Source organism: Nocardia sp. NPDC057227, from assembly GCF_042669725.1.
GTDB lineage: Bacteria > Actinomycetota > Actinomycetes > Mycobacteriales > Mycobacteriaceae > Nocardia > Nocardia asteroides_A.
In genome coordinates, this window is the sequence record NZ_JBHUXA010000002.1 from 192,163 (window position 1) to 207,901 (window position 15,739).

At 69.0% G+C, this 15,739-nt stretch carries 14 protein-coding genes and 1 pseudogene; 10 read left to right on the forward strand and 5 right to left on the reverse strand.

The genetic code is table 11. The features are described from left to right. The first annotated feature begins 33 nt into the window (after positions 1–33). Together ACFUJ1_RS04160 and ACFUJ1_RS04165 are read left to right on the forward strand one after the other, a co-directional pair. Positions 34–1,281 carry a pyridoxal phosphate-dependent aminotransferase gene (locus ACFUJ1_RS04160; RefSeq protein WP_233014953.1) on the forward strand — a complete coding sequence of 416 codons (1,248 nt, stop codon included), beginning with the start codon at positions 34–36 and terminating at the stop codon, positions 1,279–1,281. 316 nt (positions 1,282–1,597) lie between these two features. Continuing rightward, positions 1,598–2,851 (forward strand): annotated as a pseudogene (locus ACFUJ1_RS04165) (YibE/F family protein); the annotation flags it as partial. A 308-nt stretch (positions 2,852–3,159) separates the two neighbouring features. Here the strand turns inward: ACFUJ1_RS04165 and ACFUJ1_RS04170 are convergent. Together ACFUJ1_RS04170 and ACFUJ1_RS04175 are read right to left on the reverse strand one after the other, a co-directional pair. Next, the gene (locus ACFUJ1_RS04170; protein ID WP_378642249.1) at positions 3,160–3,366 is read right to left on the reverse strand and encodes a DUF397 domain-containing protein; all 207 of its coding nucleotides are present in this window, start codon (positions 3,364–3,366) and stop codon (positions 3,160–3,162) included. After that, positions 3,363–4,244, reverse strand: a complete 882-nt coding sequence (locus tag ACFUJ1_RS04175; protein WP_378642251.1) for a helix-turn-helix domain-containing protein — start codon at positions 4,242–4,244, stop codon at positions 3,363–3,365. Before ACFUJ1_RS04175 ends, ACFUJ1_RS04170 begins: the two co-directional genes overlap by 4 nt. A 246-nt stretch (positions 4,245–4,490) precedes the next feature. Between ACFUJ1_RS04175 and ACFUJ1_RS04180 the strand changes: the two genes are divergently transcribed. Genes ACFUJ1_RS04180 through ACFUJ1_RS04190 form a run of 3 tightly spaced genes read left to right on the forward strand, consistent with a single transcriptional unit; the run spans position 4,491 to position 5,136 of the window. Continuing rightward, positions 4,491–4,667 (forward strand): hypothetical protein, encoded by a 177-nt coding sequence (locus ACFUJ1_RS04180; protein WP_378642253.1) that lies wholly within the window; start codon positions 4,491–4,493, stop codon positions 4,665–4,667. After that, a complete protein-coding gene (locus ACFUJ1_RS04185) occupies positions 4,664–4,855 on the forward strand; it encodes a hypothetical protein (protein WP_378642255.1) in 192 nt (63 codons plus the stop codon). Before ACFUJ1_RS04180 ends, ACFUJ1_RS04185 begins: the two co-directional genes overlap by 4 nt. Continuing rightward, the gene (locus ACFUJ1_RS04190; protein ID WP_378642257.1) at positions 4,855–5,136 is read left to right on the forward strand and encodes a hypothetical protein; all 282 of its coding nucleotides are present in this window, start codon (positions 4,855–4,857) and stop codon (positions 5,134–5,136) included. The genes ACFUJ1_RS04185 and ACFUJ1_RS04190 overlap by 1 nt, the downstream gene beginning before the upstream one ends. Here ACFUJ1_RS04190 and ACFUJ1_RS04195 read toward each other — a convergent pair. Together ACFUJ1_RS04195 and ACFUJ1_RS04200 are read right to left on the reverse strand one after the other, a co-directional pair. Next, positions 5,133–6,476, reverse strand: coding sequence for an Hsp70 family protein (locus tag ACFUJ1_RS04195; protein ID WP_378642259.1), 1,344 nt, complete (start codon positions 6,474–6,476; stop codon positions 5,133–5,135). The two genes, ACFUJ1_RS04190 and ACFUJ1_RS04195, sit on opposite strands and share 4 nt — an antisense overlap. 147 nt (positions 6,477–6,623) lie before the next feature. Next, positions 6,624–7,946 (reverse strand): UDP-glucose dehydrogenase family protein, encoded by a 1,323-nt coding sequence (locus tag ACFUJ1_RS04200; RefSeq protein WP_378642260.1) that lies wholly within the window; start codon positions 7,944–7,946, stop codon positions 6,624–6,626. 288 nt (positions 7,947–8,234) lie between these two features. On the opposite strand from ACFUJ1_RS04200, the gene ACFUJ1_RS04205 reads away from it, so the two are divergent. From ACFUJ1_RS04205 to ACFUJ1_RS04225, 5 genes are all read left to right on the forward strand, one after another. Beyond that, positions 8,235–8,780, forward strand: coding sequence for a YdcF family protein (locus ACFUJ1_RS04205; RefSeq protein ID WP_378642262.1), 546 nt, complete (start codon positions 8,235–8,237; stop codon positions 8,778–8,780). A 78-nt stretch (positions 8,781–8,858) separates the two neighbouring features. Then, the gene (locus ACFUJ1_RS04210; RefSeq protein ID WP_378642264.1) at positions 8,859–10,088 is read left to right on the forward strand and encodes an acyl-CoA dehydrogenase family protein; all 1,230 of its coding nucleotides are present in this window, start codon (positions 8,859–8,861) and stop codon (positions 10,086–10,088) included. After that, entirely contained in the window at positions 10,088–11,233 is a 1,146-nt protein-coding gene (locus ACFUJ1_RS04215; protein WP_378642265.1) for an acyl-CoA dehydrogenase family protein, read from the forward strand. Before ACFUJ1_RS04210 ends, ACFUJ1_RS04215 begins: the two co-directional genes overlap by 1 nt. 54 nt (positions 11,234–11,287) lie before the next feature. After that, positions 11,288–11,755, forward strand: coding sequence for a hypothetical protein (locus ACFUJ1_RS04220; protein ID WP_378642267.1), 468 nt, complete (start codon positions 11,288–11,290; stop codon positions 11,753–11,755). A gap of 26 nt (positions 11,756–11,781) precedes the next feature. Next, positions 11,782–12,111 carry a hypothetical protein gene (locus ACFUJ1_RS04225; RefSeq protein ID WP_378642269.1) on the forward strand — a complete coding sequence of 110 codons (330 nt, stop codon included), beginning with the start codon at positions 11,782–11,784 and terminating at the stop codon, positions 12,109–12,111. Between the two features lie 54 nt (positions 12,112–12,165). Here ACFUJ1_RS04225 and ACFUJ1_RS04230 read toward each other — a convergent pair whose 3' ends face one another. After that, on the reverse strand, positions 12,166–15,693 hold the full coding sequence (locus tag ACFUJ1_RS04230; RefSeq protein WP_378642271.1) for a heterodisulfide reductase-related iron-sulfur binding cluster: 3,528 nt from the start codon (positions 15,691–15,693) through the stop codon (positions 12,166–12,168). Between the last annotated feature and the right edge of the window lie 46 nt (positions 15,694–15,739).

Below are 15,739 nucleotides of genomic sequence, written 5' to 3' on the forward strand. Positions count from 1 at the left end.
CGGGCCGGATATCCGGTTGCGGTTGGTGGCACCATGGACCGGGTGAGCCCCAGTCATCCCGCCCAGCGTGTGCTCGAGCAGTCCACGAAATTGCAGAACGTCGTCTACGAGATTCGTGGACCGGTGAACGCGCAGGCGGCACGGCTGGAGGCAGAGGGGCACCGCATCCTCAAGCTCAATATCGGCAACCCGGCGCCGTTCGGCTTCGAGGCCCCCGACGTGATCATGCGCGACATCATCGCCGCGCTGCCGAACGCGCAGGGGTACTCGGAGTCGAAGGGGATACTGCCCGCCCGCCGCGCCATCGTCACCAGGTACGAGCTGGTCCCCGGCTTCCCCGAGCTCGACGTCGACCATGTCTACCTGGGCAACGGCGTCTCCGAGCTGATCACCATCACCATGCAGGCGCTGCTCGACAACGGCGACGAGGTACTCATCCCCGCGCCGGACTACCCGCTCTGGACCGCCATGACCAGCCTGGCCGGCGGCACCCCGGTGCACTACCTCTGCGACGAGGCGAACGGCTGGCAGCCGGACATCGCCGACATCGAATCCAAGATCACCGACCGCACCAAGGCGCTGCTGGTGATCAACCCGAACAACCCGACCGGCGCGGTCTACTCCGCCGAGGTGCTGCAGCAGCTCGCCGACGTGGCCCGCAGGCACCAGCTGCTGCTGCTCGCCGACGAGATCTACGACAAGATCCTCTACGACGACGCCAAGCACATCTCGCTCGCCACCATGGCGCCGGACCTGCTCTGTCTCACCTTCAACGGCCTCTCCAAGGCGTACCGGGTGGCCGGGTACCGCTCCGGCTGGCTCGCCATCACCGGGCCGAAGGAGCACGCCGCAGGCTTCCTGGAGGGCATCGACCTGCTCTGCTCCTCGCGGCTGTGCCCGAATGTCCCCGCGCAGCACGCCATCCAGGTTGCGCTCGGCGGGCACCAGAGCATCGAGGACCTGATCCTGCCCGGCGGCAGGTTGCTGGAGCAGCGCGACGTCGCGTGGGAGCGGCTCAACATGATCCCCGGCGTCTCCTGCGTGAAGCCCAAGGGCGCGCTCTACGCCTTCCCCCGGCTCGACCCCGAGGTGCACGAGATCCACGACGACCAGAAACTCGTGCTCGACCTGCTGCTGCAGGAGAAGATCCTGATGGTCCAGGGCACCGGCTTCAACTGGCCGAACCATGATCACCTACGCATCGTGACCCTGCCGTGGGCCCGCGATCTGGCCGTCGCGATCGAACGCTTCGGGAACTTTCTCTCCTCCTACAGGCAGTAAACCCCCTGTTTACCCGGGGTGAAACAAACCCTATGTATGGATACATCCGAGTTTTGAAGACTGACTAGCGCAAAACGAGGACGTTTGTGTACAGTGGGCCTCGGCACTTTCGAGTGCCCCGGTCGGATTGTCTACCCCCCCTGGACAATCCGATCATCGGGTCCGGCCGCCTACCCCCCTGGGCCGTCGGCTCGCGGGCGGCGGAGACATCCCCCTGCTCTCCGCCGCCCCTTCCCGAATTCCTCTTCCCGCCGCCTTCGCGGCAACCCTCCCGCGCACTCGCGGACATGACAACCACATCCTTTAAGCTCGCCCGGTGAGCGATCATCACCACCACCATCACGACCACTCCGGTCCCATCGCGATCGGCGCGACCGCGGCAAGGGTGGTCGTCGGACTGCTCGCCGTCATCGGCATCCTGGTGGTGGCGGGCACGGTTCTGCTGTGGCCGAGCAAGCAGCACGTCGAGATCCCGCTACCCATGCAGAACGCGGGCGGCGGTGCGGTGCAGACCGAGGCGGGCACGGTGGTCCAGCAGGACATCGGTCCGTGCGGCAGCTCCTCGATCGGCAAGGTCTTCGCCGACGCCCCCGAGGCGCCGCGCACCAATGCCTACGAATGCCAGCGTTCGCTGATCACCATCGACTCCGGTGTGCACCAGGGCAATCGCACGCTCTTCGAGATCGCGCCGGGACCGGGGCAGCCGGATCTGCGGGTCGGCGACGAGATCCGGATGGTCAGGCAGGCGGATCCCTCGGGCACGCCGATGTACTCGTTCGACGACTACGCGCGCGGGTTCCCGCTGACGCTCATCGTGATCGCGTTCGTCGTGGTGATCATCGTGGTCGCGCGCTGGCGCGGATTGCGGGCGCTGCTCGGCCTCGGCTTCGCCTTCGGCGTGCTCGTTGTCTTCATGCTGCCCGCGCTGCTCGACGGCAAGCCCGCGATCCCGGTCGCGCTGGTCGCCGGTTCGCTGATCCTCTACTCCGTGCTCTATCTCGCGCACGGGGTGAACTTGCGGACCAGTTCGGCGCTGCTCGGCACGCTGACCTCGATGGTGGTGGCGGCGGTGCTCTCCTGGGTCGTCATCAAGATGACCCGGATCACCGGGCTCTCCGAGGAGCAGAACACCAACGTCGCCACGTATTTGGAGCACGTGAGTATCACCGGGCTGCTGCTGGCGGGGTTCATCATCGGTTCGCTCGGCGTGCTCAACGACGTCACCATCACGCAGGCCGCTGCCGCGTTCGAGATGGCGGCGCTGGACGAGAAGGCGACACGGCGGGAGATCTTCGCCGCCGCCATGCGGGTCGGTCGGGATCACATCGCCAGCACCGTCTACACCCTGGTGCTCGCCTACGCCGGTGGTGCTTTGCCGCTGCTGCTGCTCTTCAGCGTCGCGGGGCGTTCCTTCAAGGACGTGCTGGTCGGGGATGCGGTAGCGATCGAAATCGCCCGATCCGCCGTCGGTGGTATCGCGCTGGCGCTGTCGGTGCCGCTCACGACGATCATCGCGACATTGCTGGCGCGGCCGTTCAAGAAGGCGAAGGAGCCGGTGCGTTCCGGTCGGCGGCCGGTCGGCACGCGGAAGCCCGCGCGGGCCGGGGCGCGGACGCCGGGGCAGGGGGCCGAGCGGGTCCGGCGGCCAGCCGGTTCTTCCCGGGCGGAGGAGTCAGGGAAGCGGCGGCCGATGAAGCCGAGTTCCTCGTGGGCGGATGCGCCGACGCCGCCGCAGGGGACTCGGGCGCCGGTGCCGCCGCCGCAGGGGTGGCCGCGCAATGACGAGCCGCCCAGGTCGCGGCACTCGCGAGAGTAAGGCCCCAACGCCAAGCGCCCCGAACCTACTGGAGGTTCGAGGCGCTGTTGCTGCGACGGAGTTCAGGGTCGGTCGAACTCGCCGCCCTGCACGCCCGCGGTGAAGGCGTCCCACTCGCCGGGTGTGAAGACCAGCGCGGCGCCTGCCGGATTCTTGGAGTCCCGCACACCGACGTGGCCGCCATCCAGATGCGCCACCTCCACGCACTCGTTGCTGCCGCCGCTGCGACTCGACTTGAACCACTTCGCATTGGACAGATCAACGGTCACTGCTCGTACTCCCTTGCTGTGCGCCGGAGCGCTTGCTTGCTGTCTGCTGTCGATAAGCTGGCAGCGGCGAGGCGATCGAACGCCTCGCGGTACTGCTCGATCGCCGCCGGCTTGTCGTAGTACATGTTCCCACGGTAGCTCTCGACGAAGACCGTGGGCTTCTCTCCTGTGACCCGCTCGAACTCCAGGATGATGAAGGGTCCAGGCGCGACGCCGAGGGGATAGCCAGCAGTGAACGGAAGCAACCTGATGGTCACGTTCGCTGGCAGATCGGCAAGGTTGTAGAGCTGTCCGATCATCGTCCGCGGGCTGTCGACCAGGCGTCGGAGAACCAGCTCGTCGAGCACGAGTTCCACCTGTACAGGGTTGCGTCGCCGCGTGATGATCCGCTGTCGGTTGACTCGCACGGTCATCAGTTCGTCGAGCTGCGTGTCGGAGAAGTCCGGATAGAACCGCTTGTCCAGAGCCCGCGCGTAGCTTGGTGATTGGAACAGTCCCATGATGATGTCCGGCCGGTACACCGACAACTTGGTCGCCGCCGCTTCCAGGCTGACGTACAACTCGAAATCTTTCCGGATCGAGGCACTGAACTCGTCCCACCACAGCCCCTCACCGTCGTTCGACGCGGCGACCTTCGCGAGTTCCAGTAGCCCGTCCAGCTTGTCGGTGGTCTCGTAGACGTGGCAGAGGGCTTGGATGTCCAACATCCGAATTCGGCCCGCCTCACCCTTCTCCAAGCGCTGCAAGGTGCCCGTGCCCCGTTCAATCAGCCTCGCGGCGTTGGCAATCGACATTCCCGCTTCGAGCCGCATATCTCGCAGGTGACGGCCGAGCTGGCGGCGCGGAATCGTCGTCGGCGGCTTCTTCGGACTAGGCATTGGGTGCGGCTTCCTTCCGATGGTTGGGCTGGCTGAGCACGGATGAATGGGTGGCACGGTCCGGCATGGCGGGAACGATGTCCCGCCGGTTGCTGGGACGCGAAATCGTGGTCACCGGGCGGTCTCCAGGGACTTTGGGCCGATGCCCCTGGGCGTTCCATTTCAGCATCGCACCGTCGCTGAATCGTTGTCTACTGCCTTCGGATCGACCGTCCACACGGACAACGCACGGGGCAGGGGCGCGGCATGGTGGCAGTAGACGATCGTTGGCTCGATTGCGGATTCGATCCCGAACACCTGACGCCGCAGGCCGCCCAGCTGATCCTCCGCTTCCACCAGCACGGTCCGGGCCACAACTGCCTACCGGGAATCGCGGCGCTGGCCTTTTTATCCGAACCGGCCGCCGGGGATGACTGGGAGTGATGGTGGATAGGCACATCCGGATCAAGTACGCAGTCGGAGCCGTCTTCGACTACCGGGTCAGCGACACCGCGGCCGGGCAGCTCGCGCGCACCCTCCACGACTGGGTGCCGGATGCCGAGATAACCGTGGACGATCACGTCACCGACGAGCTGCCGGTGATTCCCTGCGCGACCCTCTGGGAGCCGTGATGTGGTGGCTCGTCGGACTCGGGATCGTGAGCATCTGCGTCGTGGTGTGGTGGGTCATTCACTACGTCGGTTGGCGGGACTTCGCGCCCGGCCGTCACCTGCTCGGGCACGTCGACGAGATACCGCCGGATCACACCGAAGAAGAGAATGGCGCGATCACAGAGGTGCTGGCAGCGGTCGAGGACGATTCGTACCGGCGTCACTACGACCCGAGCTTCTACCGCCTGAGCGCCGCAGTTCGAGTGGCCCGAGCTCGAGGTGCCCGGCGCCGACTGCGCTAGCGCGGGGGCGGGAAGAGGGGCGGGATGGTGGGGACGACGATGGGCGGAAGGCCGGGGACCACGAAGGTGTTGGGGCCGGGCGGGGCAGGGGCGGGCGCCTGGTCCTCGGTGGTCTCGGTGCGGCGGGGCGGGACTGCGACCGACTCGTGCACCGTCTCGGTGGTGGTGGCGGGCGCGACCGCGATCGACGGATCCAGCGTGGTGGTGCGCGGAACGCTGGTGGTCGGCACCGCGGTGTCCCCTTCACCCTGCTGATGCGAATCCCGCTCCAGCACCTGCGGCCCGTATCCGAGCCCGAGTCCGATAGCGGCGAGAACGGCGAGCGCGCTCACCGCGAGCACCGCACCGCTGACCCCGCGGCGTTCCCCCCGCGCGGCGGGTGCCGAGAGCCAGGCGGGCGCGAGATCGGCGTCGTCGAGCCGGTTTTCGCCCGGCACGGCGACGAGCGGGTGCCCGGGCTGCGAGTGCTGGGCCGGCGGCGCGACGGGCCACACCGGGCGGGCGAGCAGGGCGGCGCCGCGGGCCATCACCGTTTCCGGCTCGGCGGGCACGATCACCGGGACGCCCATCCAGCGCTCGAGCACCTTGGCTACCAGTGGAATTCGCGCGCAACCACCGATGGCGAGGATGCCGTGCACCGGCCGATCGGAGCGCACGATGACATCCCGCGCCATCCGCGCCGACGATTCGATCGCCAGCATGATCAAAGCTTCGAAGTTCTCCTGCGCCAGCAGGACCAGGCCCTGCTCGCTCGGAAGCGCGACCGCGGTATTGCTGGAGAGCTGCTCCTTGGCTTCCCGGCAGAGCGCGTCCAAAGCGGCGAGCCCGGCGGGGTCCTGCGGGTGCGCGATGCGCCCGGAGGCGATCTGCTGCTCGCGGATCAGCGAATCCAGGTAGTCGCCGCTGATATCGCTGGTGCGCTCGCTGTGCCTGACCTCGCGGTTCTGCGCGTCGACCACGCTGACGGTGAGCCCGGAGCTGCCGAGGTCGTAGACGACGAGCGAGGAGATGCCGCGGATCTCGCCGGTGCGGTGCACCCACTCCAGCGCGGCGACGACCTCCGGCACCAGTTCGTAATTGGCCAGCTGCTGCCGCGCCATGGCCTCGCGCAGGGCTCGCGCCTGCTGTTCGCTGCGGTAGGAGATGGCGGTGGCGTGGATGTCGGGGGTGGCCTCGGCGGTGACGCCGATGGCCTCGGCGGTCAACTCCTCGACGGGCTTCCGACCGACCGGGATGGTCTGGATGTCATAGGCCGGGCCGGGCTGGGGGACGGAGCCGGCGTGCGGGCGCGCCAGACGGACGGCCCCTGCCCCCACCGAAACTCCCAGTACCGAACTCATCAGCTGCCCATCTCGTCGAAATACCGCACGACATGCGAGCCCGCGCCGGTTGCCGACGGTAAGCCCGGGTCCGAACATACCGTCGTCGTCCGACGTTACCTGCGGCAGGACTGGTCGTCCGGCAGTCGCTCCTGCTCGACGTCAACTCTACGACGTGCCGAGTCCCGCGTATACCCATCCGGATTTCCGCCAAACGTCACGATCGAGGCAGTTACGGCCGTCGATGATGCGCTTGGCCCGCACCACGGGCTCCAGGTCAACTGGACGCAGCGCGGTGAATTCGTCCCATTCGGTCAGTACCAGCACCACGTCGGCGCGCTCGCAGGCCTCGACGACCGAGGTCGCGTAGTTGAGGGTGGGGAAGATGCGGCGCGAGTTCTCCAGCGCCTTGGGGTCGTAGACGGTGACGACGGCGCCGTTGAGCTGGATCATTCCGGCGACGTTCAGCGCGGGCGAATCGCGCACGTCGTCGGATTCCGGTTTGAAGGCCGCGCCGAGCACCGCCACGTTGGCGCCGAGCAGCGAGCCGCCGACGGCCTGCGCGGCCATGTCGACCACCTTGCTGCGGCGGCGCATATTGATGTTGTCGACCTCGCGCAGGAAGGCGACGGCGTGTCCGGCGCCGAGTTCGCCCGCGCGGGCCATGAAGGCGCGGATGTCCTTGGGCAGGCAGCCGCCGCCGAAACCCAGTCCGGCATTGAGGAATCGGCGGCCGATGCGTTCGTCGTAGCCGAGTGCGTCGGCCAGGACGGTGACGTCGGCGCCGGTGGCGTCGCAGACCTCGGAGACCGCGTTGATGAACGAGATCTTCGTCGCCAGAAAGGCGTTCGCGGAGACCTTGACCAGTTCGGCGGTGGCGAGGTCGGTCAGCAGGAAGGGGACCTCTGCGTTCAGCAGGTCGGCATACAGCTCGCGGACCTGCTGCTCCACCCATTCCGATGCACCGCGGGCGGGGTCGACGCCGAGTACGAGGCGGTCCGGGCGCAGGGTGTCGCGCACCGCGAAGCCCTCGCGCAGGAACTCCGGGTTCCACGCCACCTCGACGTCGACCGGGGCGAGCGCGCGGGCCCGCTCGCCGAGCGCGGCGGCGGTGCCGACCGGGACGGTGGACTTGCCGACGATCACCGACGGGCGCTCCAGCAGCGGCGCCAGCTCGTCGACTACGGCGTGCACGTAGCCCAGGTCGGCCGCGTACTCACCCTTCTTCTGCGGGGTGCCGACGCCGAGGAAGTGCACCTCCGCGTGCGCGGCTGCCTCGGCGTAGGAGGTGGTGAACCTGAGCCTGCCCGCGTCCAGGTTGCGGCGCAGCACCGCCTCCAGGCCGGGTTCGTAGAACGGCGTCACGCCGTCGGAGAGTTTGGCGACCTTGCCCGGGTCGACGTCGACGCCGATCACGTCGTGTCCGAGTTCGGCCATGCACGCCGCATGCGTCGCGCCCAGGTACCCGGTTCCGAAGACTGTGCATCGCATGATCGATTGGTAAGCCGCGACTGTGGCCGCGTCGCGTCAGCGAGGCAAGGTGGGTGGCAACAGTAGATGTACATGCGGAGACGTCGAGATTTCCGGCGCGTCGTCCCAGGTCGGCGCGGTCCGGCTCGCCGCGCGGCGGCCCGCGCCTTGCCGCGCGGCCACGCCGCGCCCGGCGCCCAGCCTGCCCGAGGCCCGGCCCGCTCGAGGCCCGGTCCGCCCGGCTGGCTGCCCGGCTCGCCCCAGGCGCGGTCCGCCCGGCGCCCGGCCCGCTCGGGCTAGCATCGCGCGGTGCCCAGGTTCGCCCCCCGCGCGGCGCTGCTCCTCGGTGCGGCGGCCGCGGTAGTCACCGTCTCGCTCTGGCCCGTCTACGTGACCCCGCAGCGCGACGACCCCGCCCCGGCCGACGCCATCCTGGTTCTCGGCGGCGCCCACGACGGCCGCGAACAACTCGCCCTGCGGCTCGCCCGCGACGGCTACGCCCCGCTCGTCCTCTTCTCCGACCCGTACGACGGCAGCCCGCTGATCAACCGCATCTGCCACGGCGGCTACCGCGTCGAGGTCCGCTGCTTCGACCCGAGCCCGCGCACTACGCGCGGCGAGGGCAGGGAGCTGGCCCGGCTCGCGGAGGAGCGCGGCTGGACCCGGGTGATCGTGGTGACATTCACCCCGCACATCTCCCGCGCCCGCTACATCCTCGGGCAGTGCTGGCCCGGCGAACTGCTCTTCGCCGACCCCCGCCCGCGGCTCTCCCCGGCGCGCTGGGCCTGGGACTATTTCTATCAATCCGCCGGGTATGCGAAGGCGTTCACCGAACTCACCCTGCAGGGCTGCTGACCAGCCGAAAACATGTGCTGGCGGACGCCATCAGTTTTGCTCTAGAGTGCGGGAAGCGACAACCCTCCGGGAGGACAGATGGAATACGACTGGTCCGAGGCCGACCTGGCCTTCCGAGACGAGGTGCGGGCGTTCCTCGACGCCGAGCTGACGCCGGAGATCCGGCGCGCCGGCCGGCTGGCGACCAGCGTCTACCCGGACCACGAGGCCAGCATGGAGTGGCAGCACATCCTGCACCGCAGGGGATGGGCGGCGCCGCACTGGCCGGTGGAGCACGGCGGGCAGGACTGGACCCTGACTCAGCACCACATCTTCGCCAGCGAGTCCACGCTGGCGGGCGCGCCCGCGCTCTCGCCGATGGGCATCCGGATGGTGGCGCCTGCGATCATCGCCTTCGGGACGAAGGAACAGAAGGAGTTCTTCCTCCCGCGCATCCTCACCGGCGAGGTCTTCTTCTGCCAGGGCTACTCCGAGCCGGAGGCCGGCTCCGACCTGGCCTCGTTGAGCATGGCCGCGGTGGACGACGGCGCGGATTTCGTCTGCACCGGAAGCAAGATCTGGACCACGCACGCCACCGAGGCCAACTGGATCTTCTGCCTGGTGCGCACCACGCGCGGCAAGAAGAAGCAGGAGGGCATCACCTTCGTGCTGATCGACATGAACCAGCCGGGCATCGAGATCCGCCCGCTGGTCATGAGCTCCGGTGAAGAGGTGCAGAACCAGGTCTTCTTCGACGGGGTGCGGGTGCCGAAGAGCAACGTCCTGGGCAAGATCGACGAGGGCTGGACCGTCGCCAAGTACCTGCTGGTGCACGAGCGCGGCGGGGCAGCGGCGCCGTGGCTGCAGGTGCTGGCGCAGGACCTGGGCGCCGCCGCCGCCGAGCAGCCGGGGCCGGACGGCCGCCCGCTGATCGACGACCCGGCCTTCGCCGCCAAGCTCGCCGACGTGCGGATCCGCATCGACGTGCTCGAGGTGCTGGAGTACCGGACGCTCGCCGCCATGGCCAAGGGCAAGAACCCCGGCCCGGCCTCCTCGATGCTCAAGGTGCTCGGCACCGAACTGAGCCAGCAGCTCACCGAACTCGCGCTGGAGGCGGCCGGGCCGCGCGGCCGGGTCTACCAGCCGCACGCGGCCATGCCCGGCGGCCCGGTCGCTGGCTACACCCCGCCCGCCGACGGCTACCACAGCGGCGCCGAGTGGCAGGCCGTCGCGCCGCTGCGCTACTTCAACGACCGCGCGGGCTCGATCTACGCGGGCAGCAATGAAATTCAGCGAAACATCCTCGCCAAAGCAGCATTGGGGCTCTGATGGACTTCACCCTGACCGATGAGCAGGAGCTGCTCCGCTCCGCGCTCGCCGCGTACCTCGGTGCGCGCTACGACCTGGAGAAGAGTCGGGCGGCGGCCAAATCCGACCTGGGCTGGCAGCCGGCCGTCTGGCGCGGATTCGCCGATGAGCTCGGCATTCTCGGCGCCACGCTGCCCGAGCGGGTGGACGGCTCCGGTGGTGGGGCCGTCGAGCTGCGGGTGATCGCCGAGGAGCTCGGCCGCGCGCTGGTCGTCGAGCCGTTCCTGGACACCGTCGTCATCGGTGCCGGGCTGCTGGACCGGGCGGGCGGCGACCGGGCCGACGAGGTGCTCACGCAGATCGTCTCCGGTGACGCCAGGATCGCCTTCGCGGCCACCGAGTCGACCGCCGGGCACGTGCTGCACGACGTGGGCACCACCGCGCGCCGGGACGGCGAGGACTGGGTGCTCGACGGCGCCAAGGTCGTCGTCACCAGCGCCCCGCTCGCCACCCACCTGATCGTCTCGGCCCGCACCTCCGGCGAGCGCAGGGACGAACGCGGCATCTCGCTCTTCCTGCTCGAGTTCGACGCCGCCGACCCGCCCGCCGGGGTCGAGGTGCACTCCTACCGCACCATCGACGACCGCGTCGGCGCCGACCTCACCCTCACCGGGCTGCGGCTCCCGCCGAACGCGCTGCTCGGCGTCGAGGGGGCCGCGTGGGAGGTGATCGCGCCGACCATCGACAGCGCCATCGCCGCGGTCTCCGCCGAGGCGGTCGGGGCCATGGGCAAGGTGCTCGCCGACACCGTCGAGTACGCCAAGCAGCGGCAGCAGTTCGGGGTTCCGATCGGCAGTTTCCAGGCGCTGCAGCACCGCATGGTCGACATGTACATGGAGCTGGAGCAGGCCATCGCCGCCTCGCACCTGGTGACCGCGGCTCTGGACGCCGAACCGGCCGCCCGCGCCCGCGCCGCCTCCGCCGCCAAGGTGACGATCGCCCGCGCGGCGCGGTTCATCGGGCAGAACGCGGTGCAGTTGCACGGGGCCATGGGGATGACCGAGGAGTTGGCCATCGGGCACTACTTCAAGCGGCTCACGGCGATTCAGCGTGAGTTCGGCACCGCCGACGAGCATCTCGCGCGGTACGCGAAACTCACCCGCTGAGGTCGGCGGTACTCGGCCCGATGATATCTGAACTAATTCAGATATCATCGGGCCATGAGTGTTACTGCTTCCTGGTCGGAGTTCCTCCGGGATCCCAACCGGGTCATCGAATCCATGGAGGCGCACGGCGAGGTCACCCTCGTCCGGCGGTCCGCCGCGCCGGTCCGGCTCTCCGATGCCAGGCAGGCCGAGGCCGATGAGGCGACGCTCGGCGCGTTGACCATGCTGCTCGCGCTCGCCATGGACGACGAGGTGCTCGAGCGGCTCGTCGGCAAGCTGACCATCGCTTTCCCTTGGCTCGAACTGCTGCCCGAGGCGCAGCGGGCCGAGTTCGTGGCGGAGTTCCTCGCCGCGGCCAGGGGTGGGCTCGCGGTGGGCAGACTCGGGGCGCTCACCGCCACGCTGGCGGCCTGGCGCGATACCGCCGCCGCGCACGCCGATTCGCGGATCCGCGTCGACGGCACCGATCTGCACTACCTGAAGGAGCCGGTTCCGGTTCCGGATCCGAGGGGCGGGGAGTGAATCGGCGAGGGGGAGTGCCGCGCCCGTTGAAGCGCGGCGAGTACGAGCTGGTGTTCATCACGAACGAGGCGCAGAAGGGGTGGACGGACTGCGTGGCGGCGGCCCGGAACGCCATGGTCGATGCGTGGGAACAGTTGACCCGCGAACCGGAAGCGTTATCGGGGCGGCTGTACGTGCTGCGCGGTGAGCTGCGCTACGGCACGTATCAGGGGCGGACGTACGAGCGGTTCCAGTACAAGTTCTCGGACGGTGGTCGGCTCTGGTACTTCGTCGAACACGCGGGGAAGGGCAGTAGGACTGCCGGTCGGGTGCTGCTGGAGCGGTGTATGGCTGGGCATCCGAAGGAGACCGAGTAGCAATGGGAAAGGCGCCCGGATCGTGTGATCCGGGCGCCTTTTCGTTCGGTGGGGTCAGGCCTTGCGGCCGGGGGACTTGGCTCCCGACTTGAAGCCGAGGCCGCCGGGCTTGGCGGTCGGCGGGGGTGTGGCGGTGGAGCCGTTGCCGTTCGTGCCGTTGGTGGACTCGGCGGATGCCGTGGTCTCCGGTTCGGCGGTCTCGGGCTCGGTGGGCTCCGGTGCGGAGGTTTCCTCGACCTCGGGTGCGGGGGTCTCCTCGGCCTTGGGCTCGGGAGTCTCCGCAGCCTTGGGCTCCGGGGTTTCCGCAGTCTCGGAAGCGGCGGATTCTTCGGCCTGCGGGGCGGGCGATTCCTCGGGCTCGGCCGGCTTGGGAGCGCCGGGGGCCTTGGGGCTGGGGCGCTTGAAGCCGGACTTCATGGCGAGGCCCTTGGCGGCGACCGTCGGCTTGCTCTCGGTCGCCTGTGCCGGGGCATCGGCCTCCCCCGTCGCGGTGGCATCGGCTTCCACCGTCGCGGTGGCATCGGCCGGAGCCGGGGCCTGCGACTCGGCCGGAGCCGAGGCTTCTGCCTGCGCCGAAGCCCCTGCTGTAGCCGAGGTCTCGGCCTGAGCCGAGGTCTCGGCCTGAGCCGACGACTGCGTCGCTGCGCTTGCCTCGGCCGTGGGCTTGGACGCGCCCGGCGCCTTCGGTCCGGCTTTCTTGAAGCCGGACTTCATGGCCAGCCCCTTGGCCGCGACGGTGGGCTTGCTCTCGGTCGCCTCGGCGGGTGCCGTGGAGGTTGCCTCGGCTTCGGCAGGAGCTGCCGCGTTCGAGGACGTTTCCGCCTCGGCGGAGGCGGCGGCCGGAGCCTTCTTGCCGGGCGGCTTGGGCGCACCCTTGCCGGGCGCCTTGCCCGCACCCTTCATGGCGAGCCCCTTGACCGGCTTCGCCGGTGCCGCGGCCGGAGCCGCTGCCGCCGACTCGGCGGTCGAGGTATCCGCGTCCGCGCCTGCGGTGTCGGCCGGAGCCGCTGCCTTGGCGCCGGGAGCCTTCGCCGGGCCCTTCATGGCGAGGCCCTTGCCGCCGGGCGCCTTGCCACCCTTCATGGCGAGCCCACCGGCCTTCGCAGCCGGCTTCTTCTCTGCGGCGGCGTCGGCGGCGGGAGCATCGGCGTCGGCCGGAGCCGCTGCCTTGGCACCGGGCGCCTTGGCCGGACCCTTCATGGCCAGCCCCTTGCCACCGGGCGCCTTGCCACCCTTCATGGCGAGCCCACCACCGGCGGGCTTGGCGGCGGCCTTCGCCTCCGGCTCGGCCTCGGCGACCGGCTCGGCGACGGGCTCCGGCTCGGCGACCGGCTCCTCCTCGACCTTCGGCTGCTGAACGACAGTCAAAGCCTCGGTGAGCACCGCCGCGTCGACCCGCTCGATCGCATCGAGCATGAGCTGCGCGACGTCGATGACCTCGACACCTTCACCCTGCCCACTCTCCTGCCGCGCGGTCACACCGTCGTGCAGCATGACCCGGCAGAACGGGCAGCCGGTCGCGATCTTGGTGGGCGAGGTGGAGAGCGCCTCGTCGACCCGGTCGATATTGACCCGCTTGCCGAGCTGCTCCTCCATCCACATGCGGGCGCCACCGGCGCCGCAGCACATGGAGCGCTCGCCGTGCCTCGGCATCTCGATCAAGGTCGAGCCGGACGCGGCCATCAGCTCGCGCGGCGCGTTGTAGACCTTGTTGTGCCGCCCGAGGTAGCAGGGGTCGTGGTAGGTGATGTTCTGCGCCACCGGGGCGACCGGAACCAACTGCTTCTGCCGGACCAGGCGGTTCAGCAGCTGCGTGTGGTGCACGACCTCGTAGGAGCCGCCCACCTGCGGGTACTCGTTGTTGAGCGCGTTGAAGCAGTGCGCGCAGGTGACGACGATCTTCTTCTTGCGGTCGTCGACGCCGTCGAACACCGCGTTCAGCGTCTCGATGTTCTGCATGGCGAGCTGCTGGAAGAGGAACTCGTTGCCCGCGCGGCGCGCGGAGTCGCCGGTGCAGGTCTCCTCCTGGCCGAGCACCATGAACTTCACGCCCGCGGTGGCGAGCAACTCGGCGACGGCCTTGGTGGTCTTCTTGGCGCGGTCCTCGTAGGCGCCCGCGCAGCCGACCCAGAACAGGTACTCGTAGCCCTCGAAGCTCTCGGCGTCCTTGCCGTAGACCGGGACGTCGAACTCCAGCTCGTTGATCCAGTTGAGCCGGTCCTTGGCGTTCTGGCCCCAGGGGTTGCCCTTGTTCTCCAGGTTCTTGAAGAGCCCGGCCAGCTCGGAGGGGAACTCCGACTCGATGAGCACCTGGTAGCGGCGCATGTCGATGATGTGGTCGACGTGCTCGATGTCCACCGGGCACTGCTCGACGCAGGCGCCGCAGGTGGTGCAGCTCCACAGCACCTCGGGGTCGATGATGCCGTTCGCCTCGTGGTCGCCGATCAGCGGCCGCTCCGCCTCGGCCTTGGCGGCGTCGGAGATGCGGGCCAGCGCGGCCTCGTCCGGCTTGCCGTCGGCGTCGACCAGTCCGACCTCGTCGCCGCCGGGATCCTTGCGGCCACCGGCGAGCAGGTACGGCGCGACGGCCTTGCCGTGGTCGCGCAGCGACATGATGAGCAGCTTCGGCGAGAGCGGCTTGCCGGTGTTCCAGGCCGGGCACTGGCTCTGGCAGCGGCCGCACTCGGTGCAGGTGGTGAAGTCCAGCCAGCCCTTCCAGGAGAAGTCCTCGATCCGGCCGGCGCCGAGGGTGTCGGTGTCCGGGTCGACGTTCTCCATGTCGAGGGCGCGGCCCTTGGACATCATCGGCTTCGCCGCGCCGAGCGCGACGCCGCCGTCGGACTCGCGCTTGAAGTAAATGTTGAAGAAGGCGGAGAAGCGGTGCCAGGCCACGCCCCAGGTGATGTTGCGGCCGACGTAGTACAGGAAGGCCATGCCGGACATCAGCTTGACGAAGGCGAAGATCGACACCATGTTCGGGCTGGCCGGGAGCAGCTTGGCCACCTGCATGGTGAAGAAGTCGGTGTAGGCGTTGGCGTGGCCGTAGGTCGCGATCTTGCCTGCCTTCACCAGCACCATGCCGAGCCCCTCGAGCAGGACGATGGTCTCGATGACGTAGGCGGGGGCGAACTTCGAGCCGCTGAAGCGGGAGAGCCGCTCGGGCACCCGCGGGTGGTTCAGCTGGCGGATGACGATCAGCGTCACGATGCCGACGATGGTGCCGATCCCGAGGAGCTCGTCCCACAGGTGGTAGGCGGCGGTATTGCCGATGATCGGCCAGTGGAAGGCCGGATCGAAGGTCTGTCCGTACGCCTCGAACCACAGGATGGCGCCGCCCATGAAGCCGATCATCACCAGCCAGTGCGCCCAGCCGACGGTGCGGAACTTGTTCATCCTGGTGTGCGCCAGGAACTCGATGACCATCTGCTTGAAGCGCGGGAAGAACGGCCGCCAGCGATCGGGCGCGGACTGACCGAGCATGATGGCGCGGACGATGTCCCGGACGCCGCCGAAGAACGACGCCCAGCACAACAGGCTGAGCGCTGCTCCAATCGTGCCCAGCGTCAGTGTCAGGGCATTCATGTCGCGACCTTTCTTTTAGAAGCAACACGAGCAGGGTCGAGCCGGG